We start from the raw sequence: 13887 nt of genomic DNA on the forward strand, positions 1-13887 counted from the left end.
TCATGATTCCTATTACTAAACCTGTGATGGGTGAGAACGAGGCAGAGGCCGCAAGGCGCGTCATTTTAAGTGGCTGGACCACTCAAGGCCCAGAGGTTGCTGCTTTAGAAAAGGAGTTTGCCGAATTCGTAGGTGCGTCTTACGCATGCGCTGTGTCCAATTGTACCACCGCTCTGCATTTAGCGCTGCTAGCGGTAGGCGTGCAGCCTGGTGATGAAGTAATTACCGTGAGTCACTCCTTTATAGCAACGGCTAACGTAATTCGTTACTGTGGTGCTAAACCAGTGTTTATAGACATTGAGCCAGACACGTTCAATATGGATTCGGCACAAATAGAAGCCGCGTTGACGGATCGTACATGCGCTATTTTGTGCGTACATCAGATAGGGATGCCTTGCGATCTTACCGCTATCGTCGAAATAGCACGTCGCTATTCAATTCCTGTTATCGAAGATGCTGCGTGTGGTGTCGGCAGTGAAATTCTTTGGCAAGGTCAATGGGAAAAAATTGGCAAGCCGCATGGAGATATTGCCTGCTTTTCATTCCACCCGCGCAAAGTGATTAGCACGGGTGACGGTGGGATGATTACCACCGCTAACGTGGAGTGGGATGAGAAATTCAGGTTGTTACGCCAACATGGGATGAACGTGCCTGATACCGTCCGCCATGGAGCCAGTCAGGTTATCTTTGAAACCTATCCAATTGTCGGTTACAACTTCCGCATGACTGATATACAAGCAGCTGTGGGTAGAGAGCAGCTTAAACGCTTGCCAGATATAATTTCTAAACGTCGGGTCTTGGCTGTGCGCTACAAGTCGCTGCTCGCTGAGATTCCTGGTCTCGGCTTACCAGTAGAACCCGATTGGGCACGCAGTACTTGGCAAAGCTTTTGTGTTCGTTTGCCAACAGGGATTGACCAACGGCAGGTTATGCAATCCTTGCTAGATGCGGGGGTGGCCAGTCGTCGTGGCGTTATGTGCTCACATCGTGAAGTTTCATATCCACCCGAAACTTGGTCTTGTATTGGTAGAAACGAGAGCTGCAATTGCGTTGTTGGTTTCTGCCAGAAACTTCAATACAGCCAAGAAGCGCAGGATCATACGATTATCCTACCTTTATTTCCGCAGATGAGTTTTGAAGAACAAGATTTTGTTGTAAATGCACTCCGTGATGCTTTGCTGATGTTAAGCCAATAGTAGTTAAATTATCAATTTTCATGGAAAAGAACGCTAAAACGCTGACCGATTATCTTTACCTCGCAAAAAGACGCAAGTATTACATTGTAGTAACTTGGTTGCTGGTCAGCATAATATCTATAATTGTCGCGTATTTTATACCCAAGACTTACCGCTCAACGGCGACAGTGCTGATCGAGGCGCCGCTTCCAACAAAGCTATTCGAGTCGACAGCATCTCAATATGCAGATGAGCAGATTCAATCAGTTTATCAAAGGCTCATGACGACCGATAATGTGTTTTCGATAATTGAATCGAATGGCCTTTATGACGATATTAAGAATGATTATACGAGACATGAACTAGCAGATTTTTTCAGAGATAGTGCTGAAGTTGAATTGGCGGCTTCTTCGTTAACACCTAAAACCAACTCTGGCATGGCTGAAATTGCCTTTAATATTTCATTTAGTGATAGTGATGCAACAACAGCCAAAGACATTGTTAGTAATTTAGTCGCTTTATTTATCGAACAAAATGATAAGTCCCGAACTCAACGCGCTATAAAAGCGACTGATTTCCTTATGGAGGAATCGAACAAGCTAAACCGAGATCTTCAAGATATTGACAATAAGATCGTAAAATACAAGGAACAAAATAACTTCAGTTTGCCGGAGCAAGCACAAGGCAATCTCGCAGGTATAGACCGCGCGGAGAACGAACTAAGGGACACCGATAGCCAGATTAGGGCTACGAAAGAAAGGATTGCTTTTTTGACATCAGAGCTGGCAAGAGCTCAAGAAATACTGCCGGGCAAGCTTGATGATAAAGCACCACAGAGCAAAGATGAAGCGCTAAGAACTTTGCGAGTACAATACCTTCAGCTTTCTAGTATCTATTCCCCTTCACATCCGTCGGTGATTCGGCTAAAGCGCGAAATAAAGATGCTAGATCCGACATTTGTAGGGCAATCAGACGAAAAACATATTCCCAATCAATTGGCGGGTAGAAAACAAATTGATAGTCTGGATCAACAATTGCCAGGTTCGCAGATCGAAGACAAGGATGTGAATAGCCACAATACAAACCCAGCTTACCTGGGTGTAGAAGCACAATATAAAAGCAGTCAGTCAGAACTTCAATCATTAATGCAAAAGCAGGATTACCTGAAAGCAAAGCTTGAAAAAATGCACAATCTCCTTTCTTTGGCTCCACAAGTTGAAAAGGGATATAACGACTTGATAAGAGCGCGGGATAATACGACGAAGAAATACACTCAGCTCAAAGAAAAATGGCTAGATGCTAAACTTGTCCAAACGCAAGAAGAACAACAGCAAGGGCAAACGCTTACCGTCATTGAACAACCTGTTATTCCTACACATCCAGAAAAAGCGATAAGAAGAAAGGTAGCTATTGGCGGTTTTTTTCTGGGGTTATTTGCAGGTATCGGGCTTGCTTTCCTTGTCGAGTTTTTGGATCCAAGGCTCACTGGATACCGCGCTATCGCGGAAGCAACTGGTCTTATGCCAATAGTTGTTCTTCCCTACATTGAGACTCCATCCGAAGAAAATAATAAAATTGCAAAACAGCGAAAAGAAAAAAAAATTGTGGCTTGCACTATTGTGATGGGTATTTTCTTAGCTATAGCAGCTATATTTTACTTTTTTGCACCTTTTGTATATAGCTGAAGCAGATTTGAGGAGATTTTAGTCGTGTCAAATAGTTTTAATAATCTTGGGAAAATATTGGAAGGTATAGTCACCGATAATGGCTCGGATAGCAATTCCCTAGATTCGATCAAGTATGCGAAAACTCGAACAATGACCCTTGATTCTAAGATGTTAGAAGAGAACCGGATCATTATGGGATTAAATAATGATCAAAACGCAGATTTATTTCGTGTTCTCCGGACGAATATCCTGAAACAACTTAGGGAAAATAATTGGAATAGCTTTTTTGTCACGAGCGCAACGCCAGACGCGGGTAAATCGGTAGTGGCTATTAACTTGGCGATTGCGATTGCGTTGGAGGGTAATCAGACGGTTCTCTTGGTCGATGCTGATCTCAGGCGTCCAAGCATCAGCCATCATCTAGGTCTTAAGTGTGACTTTGGATTTATCGATTATTTATCGGGGAATGTTCCACTGGAACACATTTTGATACATCCACAGATAGAGAATTTAGTGTTGTTACCTGGGAAAGACTCAAAAATCAACCAATCAGAATTAATTTCATCTCCCAGAATGATTGATTTTATCAAAGAAATAAAATCGCGTTACGAATCCAGAATCATCATTTTTGATATACCCCCAATTTTTGTAGCAGATGATGCCTTGCTGTATATGTCTTACTGTGATGCGGCTCTTTTTGTTGTAGAGGATGAAAAAAATACGTCCGATGAACTTTTACATGCGATGCATATACTTGAGGAGACAAACCTATTAGGCTTGGTTCTTAACAAGTCAAGGCAACCACTACCATCGTATAAATATGGCTATAGTTACGGATATGGATACTCGAATGGAACTGTGCGTAATTGATAGAGTTGTTATTTAAGCACTAGTAGCTTAAGCGATAATAGATAAGCAAAATTTTTAACACACCAACTTACATAACTTAATGAAAATTTGGATTGATCTTGATAATACGCCACATGTGCCTTTTTTCAAGCCTATCATCAGGGAATTGGAGCAGCGTGGATATACTATCGTTTTGACTGCTCGGGATGCTTTCCAAGTCTGCGAATTAGCTACGCTTTTCGGATTGACCTATAAAAAAGTTGGAAAACATTATGGTAAGAATCCTTTTCTTAAAGTGCTGGGACTTTGCTGGCGGAGCATGCAATTATTGCCATTTGTGTCTCGTGAAAAACCAATGCTAGGTCTCTCTCATGGTTCACGGTCACAAATATTCCTATGCAATCTGCTACGCATACCAACTGTGATGATCATGGACTATGAACACGCACAGACCCCCTTATTGTTACAGCCTAAATGGGAAGTAATTCCTGCTGCCCTTTTGAATGAAAATGTCCAGTGTAAAAATGAAGAAAGAATTCTTAGTTATGAAGGGATAAAAGAGGATGTATATGCCCCCGAGTTTAAGCCTGATGGGAGTATTGTAGCCGAACTTAATCTTAGCGATGATGACATAGTGGTGACTGTTAGGCCTCCAGCAAACGAAGCGCATTACCACAATCCAGAAAGTGATGCTCTTTTTATTTCGTTCATGGCAAGGGTTTGCACTACACCAAGAATCAAGGCTATCCTTCTGCCTCGAAATAAGCTTCAAGAAACGCAAATAAGAAATAATTGGCCGCAGTGGTTTGAAAACACTCATGTGATTATACCCAAACAAGCAATGAACGGTCTCAATCTGCTTTGGCATTCCGATTTGGTGGTAAGTGGGGGAGGGACCATGAATCGTGAGGCGGCGGCGTTGGGTGTTCCGGTTTACAGCATCTTTCGTGGGAAAAGCGGCGCTGTTGATCGCCAGTTGCAAGATGAAGGAAGGCTAGTGTTGATCGAAAACGTTGAAGATGTAAGCAATAAAATTGTTCTTCAGCGCCGCAGCAAAGAAATTACCCCGATAGGTTTAAATCCTCAAAAAGTGCTATACACTATAATAGGACATGTTGATGCAATAATGATGAAAGAGTATCCCCTAGAACGTAACACTAAGCATTCCAAATCGAAGTGATCATGAGCAAAAAACTTAAAACTCTCATTATTGCAGGAGCTAGGCCAAACTTCATGAAAGTGGCTCCTATCATTCAGCAAATACAAAGGTATTCTGAGGATGTGGCTAACAATGGAACGCAGTTAGAGTATCGGTTGATTCATACCGGCCAGCACTATGATGAAAAAATGTCAGATGTTTTTTTTGCGGAACTGGGCATTCCTGCACCTGACATCAACCTAGCTGTTGGTTCTGGCTCTCATGCAGAGCAGACCGCCAATGTGATGATAAAATTTGAGCCCATTTGTGAACAGGAAAAACCAGACTGGGTGGTGGTGGTGGGAGATGTTAATTCAACCCTAGCCTGTACCTTAGTTTGCGCTAAATTGGGCATCAAGGTGGCACATGTGGAAGCGGGTCTACGTAGCTATGATCGCAGTATGCCGGAGGAGGTGAACCGAATCGTTACGGATGCGCTTGCAGATCTGTTGCTGACACCGTCAGCCGACGCAAATGAAAATTTAATAAGGGAAGGGATTCCCGCTTCAAAGATAAGACTTGTCGGTAATGTAATGATTGATTCTCTGATGAACAATCTCGAAAAAGCCCGGTCTAGCCCAATCTTGGATAGAATTGGCTTAAAACAGAAGGGTTTTGTCTACGTGACCCTACATCGCCCGTCCAACGTCGATAAACAATCGGCGCTGACTTTACTGATGAGCGCATTAGGAAAGGTCGCAAAAGAATTGCCTGTCGTGTTTCCAATGCACCCAAGAACACGCAAGATGTGCGAACAATTTAATATTCCATTGGATGAAATTGATGGCCTACAAATTGTAGACCCACTCGGCTATCACGATTCCCTTTGTCTTACGGAGGCAGCGCGGTTTGTTCTCACAGATTCCGGCGGACTACAAGAGGAAAGTACTTACTTCAAAACGCCATGCCTGACGCTGCGTTCAAATACGGAGCGTCCGGTCACTGTCACTATGGGCAGTAACAAACTTAGTAATTTGGATCGGCTTTCCGCCGACATTGACGAAGTGCTCGGTCGGAACACTACAATCGGTCAGATACCGCCACTCTGGGATGGTAGGACATCGGAGCGTATTATTAGTAGCATTATTGAGGCTAGTTAAATCTTTTCATGCTGGTAAGAATAGTAGCCTTGGACATAATTTTGTTTAAAAGAAAAACAGCAAATGCCTCTGTGTTCAGCGATCAGCCTGTGTATGTGACAGACGTGGAATATAGATTCCGATAAGGGGAATAAGTTAGTGCTAAAGATTATATTAACTCTCGACTACGAGATTCACGGAAATGGTGATGGCAGCCCCCATGATTTGATGGTTGAACCCACTTATAGGCTACTTCAGTTATGTGATAAGTATGGAGCTAAACTATCTATCATGGCGGACGTAGCTGAAATCTTGAAATTTAAGGAATTCAAAGATAAAAATGGACGCGACGATTATTACTACGATGCCATCGTAGACCAATTACGTTATGCGATAGAGACAGGTCACGACGTTCAATTGCACATTCACTCATCCTATTTTAATGCAAGGCACGACAATGGGGGCTGGATACAGGATTGGTCGGAATATAACTTCGCCGCTTTACCTTACGAACGAATGGATTGGATGGTCGACACCTGCAAAGAGTTTCTCGAAACACTTCTTAAACCAGTAGATCCTACGTACCGATGCATTGGTTTTCGTGCGGCTAACTGGTCGGTTAGGCCATCCCAGAATGTTGTAAGGACTCTAATTAAAAATGACATTACCATAGATACATCTATCTTCAAATATGGACACCGAAACGGCATTGTGACTTTCGACTATTCTGAGGCGTATAGTCATATTCTTCCTTGGAGAGTTAAAGAAGATGATATCTGTAGCCGTGATGATACCAGTGAGCTGTGGGAACTACCAATATACAGTGAAAAGCGCTGGATCGGTGCGTTTCTGACATTCAATCGTATTTATCGTGCAGTCATGGGTAGACATCACAGAATCCGACGCGAAGAGGGATCGAATATACAACGTGGCGGCAAGGCTAAGGTTGCTCACACTAAGATGAGGGCATGGATGGCTACAGTATTCCAAAAACATGCTTGGAAAGCTGACCTCAATCAGTGCACAAGCAAGCAATTGATTAATGCCGTGAATAAGGCATCAAACGAGTATGATAGTCAAAAAGACAAGTTGATACCATTTATTCTCATAGGTCATTCAAAGCTGTTCACACAGCGAAATGAACGAAGCCTCACGCCTTTTCTCGAATATTGCTCACAACATCCAGATAAATTTGAGTTTGACACTTTGGGTGGAATAAATCGGTTCAGAAAGCAGTGGAAAACTCTATCATGAGCAACTCAAGCTTTGTTTTCTCATTGTTTACTTGTCAGTTTTTTATAATCTAGATGTTTCGTCGGTATTGGAGATAGTATGGGAATCGAGCAAGCTATTGCACCGTACATTATTATCACACCTGCACATAATGAGGAGGCTTTCATCAAGAAAACGATCCAAGCGATGATTAACCAAACCGTTCGGCCAGTTAAATGGATTGTAGTGAATGATAACTCGACAGACCGCACGAGGGAAATCGTTGAGCAATACGCGGAACAACATGATTTTCTTAGTTTGCTTAATTTGAGCCGAGTAACTGGCAGGAATTTCGGCAACAAAGTACGTGCTTTTAATTATGGATTAAACGAAGCGCAGCTTTACGACTACCAATATATTGGTAATCTAGACGCGGACATCTCTTTGGAGAAGGATTACTTCGAAAAAATTCTTTACGAGTTTGATAGGGAATCGAACCTAGGAATCGCTGGCGGTATGGTTTCTACGCGTATCGGCGATAAATTTGTCAGTCAGGATGTATCGCTCGATAGCGTGGCTGGTGCTGTCCAATTATTCCGGCGCGAGTGTTTTGAGCAGATTGGTGGATACCTGGCATTACCTCTAGGTGGAATTGATGCTGCTGCTGAGATTATGGCACGAATGAAAGGATGGAAAACTCGTACTTTCCCTGAACTTAGTGTACTTGAGTACCGTCGCACAGGTACGGCGACCGCTCAGCCGCTGGCATCGAGAGTAAAGGAAGGGCAACGTTTTCAATCGCTTGGATATAGCTTCTTGTTTCTATGTCTGCGCAGTATGTATCGCTTGATGGATCGACCAAGAGTTGTGGGAAGTGCAGCCACTATCTATGGGTATTTGAAAGGTGCGATTAAGGGAGATTCGATTGCATTGCCTCTTGATGTTGTGCGCTACCTAAGATCTGAACAACGAGGTAAGCTTGTGCGTTTACTGAGTTATTCTAAAAAGGACTAAGCTCTGTTGAGATTTGGTAAAACGCAAGCTATATCAAAGGATTGTGAGTTACTTGTGGAATAGACTAGTTGTTTTAAAAGGTCTATTTTTAAATCGTCAACAGGGTCTAGTCCGAAGTGTGATTTCGACAAATTATTTGCGTTTCAGCCTTGAAACCGCTGTTTCATATCAAAGATATTCAAGACATTAAATAAGATAAAGTATTTCTTTTAACCACGGATAAAGATATCCGCGTAGATGGAACTAAGGGTTCGATCATCATCAACTGTTTGAACGGTAACAACAACTAAAATAGGTAAAACCTTTATGTGCGGTATTTCCGGCATCTATGATCGATCAAGTAAGCCCATTGACCAAGCGACGCTCGAACGAATGACCACAGTTCTTAATCATCGTGGGCCGGACGGTGCGGGCTACTTTTTGGATGGTGAGATTGGATTAGGGCATCGTCGGCTCAGCATTATTGATGTAGAGGGCGGTGCTCAACCGATGTTCAATAAAGATGAAACATTACAGATAGTCTTTAATGGTGAGATTTACAACTTTATCGAGTTGAGAAATGAGCTTAAATCTTTCGGACATTCTTTCAAAACCTTATCTGACACTGAAGTGATTATCTACGCTTACGAACAGTGGGGGATAGATTGTGTCAATCACTTTAACGGAATGTTTGCCTTTGCTATCTGGGATAAACGTAAAAAAGAACTGTTTCTGGCGAGAGACCATCTGGGGATCAAACCCTTATATTATTCTTTGATTGGAGGGCGGTTGATATTCGCATCCGAGATCAAGGCGTTACTTCAAGTTCCGGATTGTCAGCGGGAAATGGGCGTGGATGCGTTGGCCGAGCTCTTTACGTTCCGTTATGTACCGTCGCCTAAGACCCTGTTTAAAGGTATCTTCAAATTGCCGCCGGGTCATCTGATGCTTGCAACAAAAAACGGTATCCAAATTAATCGCTATTGGAAATCGGTTCCGTGTTTGAGAAAGGACTGGCGAGAAGAAGAATTGATTGAAGAGTACCAAGTGTTGCTCGAAGACACAGTCCGACTGCAATTGAGGAGCGATGTGCCGTTAGGATTGTTCCTCAGCTCCGGAGTTGATTCAGGAGCTTTGCTGGCCATTATGAGCAAATACTCTACTGGACCAGTACAGACATTTACCATCGGATTCGAAGGTGGAGAAAAGACTAATGAGGTCGACGATGCTAAGGAGATGGCTCGTAGGTTTGGTGCAGAACACTATTTCAAGATGCTGAACTTTGAAGATTATTCTTCTTATTTTGAGCGTTATATGGAAGACCTGGAAGAGCCGGTTGCACATGAGCCTGCCCCAGCATTTTACTTTTTGGCACAGGAAACCAGCAAACACGTCAAGGTAGCTCTAAGTGGGCAAGGCGCAGACGAACCCTGGGCAGGATATGATCGTTATCTAGGCGTGAAGCTCTCGGCCTTGTACAGCCGTTTACCACGATTGCTTACGCAAAGATTTGCTCCACAAATCGCCAAAGTGCCGTTACCTATGGAACGGCTGAAACGTGGTATATCCTCTTTGTCGGAACCTGATATCTTGATTCGTTTCACAAAAATATACTCTTTCTTCAGTGCTGACATGAAAGCGCAACTCTATACAGGTATGCTCAAAGAACGTCTTGAAGTGGATCCTTACTGGACTAGAGAGGCATTACGGCGGTTACAGAAGGACGTGCAGCATCTCGATCCATTAACGCAAATGCTATATATAGATACACGCGCAAACTTGCCGGACGATCTACTCATGGTGGCGGATAAAACCTCAATGGCAAATTCATTAGAGGTGCGTGTACCTTTCTTGGATTATCGCTTGGTCGAATTTATTGAGAGCCTACCGCCGACCCTTAAGCTTAATTGGCTAACGGGAAAATACCTACATAAGAAGGCCATGATAAAGTGGCTACCCCAAGAAGTGGTTTATCGTAAGAAGAAAGGATTCGCACATCCAATAGCTGATTGGCTGCGTGGGTCAATGAAACCTCTCGTCGAAGACTGCCTCCTCAGTAGCGATTCATCTATTGCACAATACTTTGATCAGAATTACATGCGGCAGCTTGTTCAAAGACATCAGGAAGGAAAAGAGCAATACATGAGGCATATCTACCTATTAGTATCTTTAGAGCTATGGCATCGAAATTTCCTGAACAAGTAGCTATGACCATTGATCTTGATGGATTGCGTCCTCTGGACTTATCAATAATCATCGTCAATTGGAACTCGAAGGACTATCTTTTAAAATCAATTGCCTCAATTGAGGCTGAGACAAAAGGTATTGATTACGAGATTGTGGTGATCGATTCCGCATCTTTCGATGGCTCTGAAGAGATGTTGCGGCAAAATTATCCCCATGTTCTATTTATCCAGAGCAAGGTGAACATCGGTTTTGCGAGGGCAAACAACGAGGCATTTAAAGTGTCGTGTGGCCGAAATATATTATTTCTAAACCCAGATACCGAAATCGAAGTTTCCGCAATAAATGAGTTGTATACACATCTCGAATCTTTGCCTAATGTCGGTATTGTGGGCGCTAAATTATTAAACAGCGACAGGTCTGTTCAGGAAAGTTGCATTCGTGCATTCCCAACTATTTTAAATCAGATACTCGATTCCGATATGCTTCGCTACCTTTTCCCGAAATCTAGATTATGGGGTACGGAAGCGCTGCTGGCAAAAAATGAGTTGCCGAAAGAGGTGGATGCCGTTTCGGGAGCGTGTATGATGATGAAAAGATCGGTGTTTGAAAATATTGGGATGTTTAGCACCGATTACTTCATGTATTCGGAGGATATTGATCTATGCCTTAAGGTGCGTGATGCAGGGTATAGCACATACTACGTTCCAACTGCTATCATTGTTCACCACGGTGGTGGAAGCAGCTCACAAGCCATTGTAAACACTTTTTCTTCCGTAATGATGCTGGAATCTAGGTGGCGTTTCTTCCGAAAAACACGGTCATTGTGGTATGCCATATTTTATCGGCTTACAATATTCGGAGTATGCATCATCAGAATCGGGTTGTTGCTACTAATGCGGGTGGCTCAAAAGCTACGTGGAAGAAGATTTTCAGGTGGATCTGTGTTGAAAAAATGGGTGGCGAGGTTACGCTGGGCAGTTGGAGGTGAAAACTGGGTCAAGAGATACTAGAAGCCGTCAAGTTTGTTGTGTGTTGCAGGATTCACAGGGCAAGGGAAAGTATCCCACCACATTAACTTTCCTTTAGTTCAAATTAATTGACTGGGCTATGGAATAAGAAACCTCTGATTCAGGTTAATGGCTGTTTATCCGCCCCCCTTAAGAAAATATTTAGCAGTAGTAATAAATGCGTACTCAAGTTGATTCCATTCATAGTTCGAAGCTTACCACGAACGGAATCAAACAATGCCGTTCTTGAAGAGCTTAATCAGAAGTTCCTTTGGGTTGAATGTATTCGATTCTTTTTACATTTGGCAAATAAGATTCCTATATCACTGGGTTACGATTGGATATGAAGATTTCAAGCGATTGTTTTTGAATGTCTGTTTTTGAAATATTAATGGAACATAGAGTAAGAAAATTATATGTGTTAATTATAGTTATAAGGGGGTCTCTAAAAATCCCCTCTCCCTCTGGGAGAGGGCTAAGGTGAGGGTAAAACCACTTGATTTTAAAGCCCTCATCCCAACCTTCTCCCAAAGGGAGAAGGAGTTTTTGAATTTTTAGAGGTTACCATAAGGTCTTTGTTGGAGTGTGATTTTGGATATCCAGCCACTGAAAAATTGCTCGAACTCTGCCTGCGGCTGATTTTGGATTACTCTCTACAGGTGAGGTGATGTATTGTGAAATTTAAAGTAATTCAAACGTTACAAGAGTTGAAAACAGTTCAGCCTTATTGGGAGAGATGGCAGGATCATGCTAACAATGATTTTGCTCAATACAATCTTGTCTGTCAGCTTCGTCCAGAAATAGAGTCCCCATTCGTAATAGTTATAGAGAAAAATAATCAAATTTGTGCATTGTTGGTGGGACGCCTGGAGCGCACTCAATTTGCACCGTCCATTGGTTATTTGAGGCCTGTAAAGGTACCTACTAAAGCATTGGTTATTATTCACCAAGGCTTACTGGGTCAGTTAAACGAAGAAGGGGCTAAGGATACTGTGCATTATCTTCGGTCTTTGCTTAGTTCTGGTGTGGCAGATGCGATTGAATTTCATCACCTATCTGAATATTCGACGATACTGCAAGCTGTACTAGCTTACAATTCGCTCTGGTTCTGTGAAAAAAAGCTCAGTTGGAATACCCACAGGGAGATGGATATTCTAATTGAAGGAAAATTTATTGATTGTAAAGTGAAAGCTAAACATCGCACTCGGATTCGGAAAAAGCAGCGAGAATTAGAGTCGGCTTTCCCTGGTCGAGTTACTTGGCGTTGGTTGAGTCAATTTGATGATATACCTGCGCTATGTGTTCGGCTTGAAGAAGTAGCGGCGCTAACCTATCAACGGGGGTTAGGAGCTGGTTTTGTGGACAATGAAGAGTACCGCCAGCGTTTTGCCCTTTTTTCTCGACCAGGACAGTTGCGTGTGCAGTTGTTGGAAATTGATGGAAAAGTCAGGGCTTTTTGGTTTGGATTTATTTATCAAGGTGTTTTTCATTCCTCGGAGACTGGTTATGATTCAGATTTACGCAATTATGAAGTTGGAACCTTGATCTTCATTAGAATGGTTGACGAATTGGCGCAGGAAGGAGGTGTCCAAAAGCTCGATTTCGGGCTGGGGGATGCTTCTTACAAACAACGATTTGGAGATCATTTTTGGCGGGAGACGACCATCTGGTTGTTCGCGCCTACGGTAAAAGGGTTGATTCTTCGGTCAATGCTAAGAATAGCTATCATTATGGATAGCGTTGCGCGGCAAATACTTGAAAAATTGAAACTGACAGATAGAGTGAAAACCATCTGGCGGAAGAAAGTGGCAAAAGGTGAAATGGAAACTGATAAAAGCTAAAATGATGCATGAAATAGAATGCGCTATCAAACACAAATGAAACTAAATTAAGTTTTAGTTAAGGATTAAATATTAGCATTAATGCCTCCGAGAGTAGTACTCGAATAGTTCGTATTGTCATTATCCAAATCTTTTATAGGTTTACTTGAGTTTTTGTTAAAAACGTAAGCTGAATTTTTCAAAAATCCTTAAATATTTTTATCCATAAGGGGAGCTCTAATAATCCCCTCTCCCTCTGGGAGAAGGCTAGGGTGAGGGAAATAACCACCTGACTTTAAAGTGCTCATCCCAACCTTCTCCCATAAGGGAGAAGGGGCTTTTTGAATTTTTAGAGATTCCCTTAAGTTTTAGCAAGACAGCTTTAATTCCAAAAATGTGACAAGCGTCAAAGAAATTAGCATTTTTTTGAACTTAACTTGTATTCAAGAAAAAGGGCGTATAGACGGTTGCTTTTTTGACAGTCCTTCCGTGGTAGGAAAAAAGGGGGTGATTTGTATAAATTGAAAGTTTTAGTATTTTCGTTATTGTATTGATTGATATTGGGGGAAATAACATGAGGGAACCTCTAATAATCCCCTCCCCCTCTGGGAGAGGGCTAGGGTGAGGGATATAATTGCTTGATTTTATTACCCTCATTCCGGCCTTCTCCCAGAGGGAGAAGGAGTTTTTTGAATTTTTA

11 protein-coding genes are annotated in these 13887 nt (G+C 42.4%); 10 read left to right on the forward strand and 1 reads right to left on the reverse strand.

All coding sequences use genetic code 11. The features are described 5' to 3' along the window. Positions 1-2: 2 nt before the first annotated feature. From ABL924_RS08615 to ABL924_RS08660, 10 genes are all read left to right on the forward strand, one after another. Complete coding sequence (locus ABL924_RS08615; RefSeq protein WP_349026680.1) at positions 3-1196, forward strand: DegT/DnrJ/EryC1/StrS family aminotransferase; 1194 nt, start codon at positions 3-5, stop codon at positions 1194-1196. A gap of 20 nt (positions 1197-1216) precedes the next feature. Further along, positions 1217-2860 carry a lipopolysaccharide biosynthesis protein gene (locus ABL924_RS08620; RefSeq protein WP_349026681.1) on the forward strand — a complete coding sequence of 548 codons (1644 nt, stop codon included), beginning with the start codon at positions 1217-1219 and terminating at the stop codon, positions 2858-2860. A gap of 24 nt (positions 2861-2884) precedes the next feature. Continuing rightward, positions 2885-3712 carry a CpsD/CapB family tyrosine-protein kinase gene (locus ABL924_RS08625; RefSeq protein ID WP_349026682.1) on the forward strand — a complete coding sequence of 276 codons (828 nt, stop codon included), beginning with the start codon at positions 2885-2887 and terminating at the stop codon, positions 3710-3712. Between the two features lie 79 nt (positions 3713-3791). After that, positions 3792-4871 carry a DUF354 domain-containing protein gene (locus ABL924_RS08630; protein ID WP_349026683.1) on the forward strand — a complete coding sequence of 360 codons (1080 nt, stop codon included), beginning with the start codon at positions 3792-3794 and terminating at the stop codon, positions 4869-4871. A gap of 2 nt (positions 4872-4873) precedes the next feature. Continuing rightward, positions 4874-5989 (forward strand): UDP-N-acetylglucosamine 2-epimerase (non-hydrolyzing), encoded by a 1116-nt coding sequence (gene wecB / locus ABL924_RS08635; RefSeq protein WP_349026684.1) that lies wholly within the window; start codon positions 4874-4876, stop codon positions 5987-5989. Positions 5990-6259: 270 nt separating this feature from the next. Further along, the gene (locus tag ABL924_RS08640) at positions 6260-7222 is read left to right on the forward strand and encodes a hypothetical protein (protein WP_349026685.1); all 963 of its coding nucleotides are present in this window, start codon (positions 6260-6262) and stop codon (positions 7220-7222) included. 78 nt (positions 7223-7300) lie between these two features. Next, positions 7301-8194, forward strand: coding sequence for a glycosyltransferase family 2 protein (locus ABL924_RS08645; RefSeq protein WP_349026686.1), 894 nt, complete (start codon positions 7301-7303; stop codon positions 8192-8194). Between the two features lie 306 nt (positions 8195-8500). Beyond that, positions 8501-10378, forward strand: coding sequence for an asparagine synthase (glutamine-hydrolyzing) (gene asnB / locus ABL924_RS08650; RefSeq protein ID WP_349026687.1), 1878 nt, complete (start codon positions 8501-8503; stop codon positions 10376-10378). Next, positions 10351-11370, forward strand: a complete 1020-nt coding sequence (locus tag ABL924_RS08655) for a glycosyltransferase family 2 protein (RefSeq protein ID WP_349026688.1) — start codon at positions 10351-10353, stop codon at positions 11368-11370. Before asnB ends, ABL924_RS08655 begins: the two co-directional genes overlap by 28 nt. Before the next feature lie 671 nt (positions 11371-12041). Further along, complete coding sequence (locus ABL924_RS08660; protein ID WP_349026689.1) at positions 12042-13208, forward strand: GNAT family N-acetyltransferase; 1167 nt, start codon at positions 12042-12044, stop codon at positions 13206-13208. Positions 13209-13619: 411 nt separating this feature from the next. On the opposite strand, the gene ABL924_RS08665 is transcribed toward ABL924_RS08660, so the two are convergent. Next, positions 13620-13887: hypothetical protein (locus ABL924_RS08665; RefSeq protein WP_349026690.1), on the reverse strand; the 268-nt coding region annotated here is incomplete at its 5' end.

This window comes from Methyloglobulus sp. (assembly GCF_040079455.1).
Lineage (GTDB): Bacteria > Pseudomonadota > Gammaproteobacteria > Methylococcales > Methylomonadaceae > Methyloglobulus.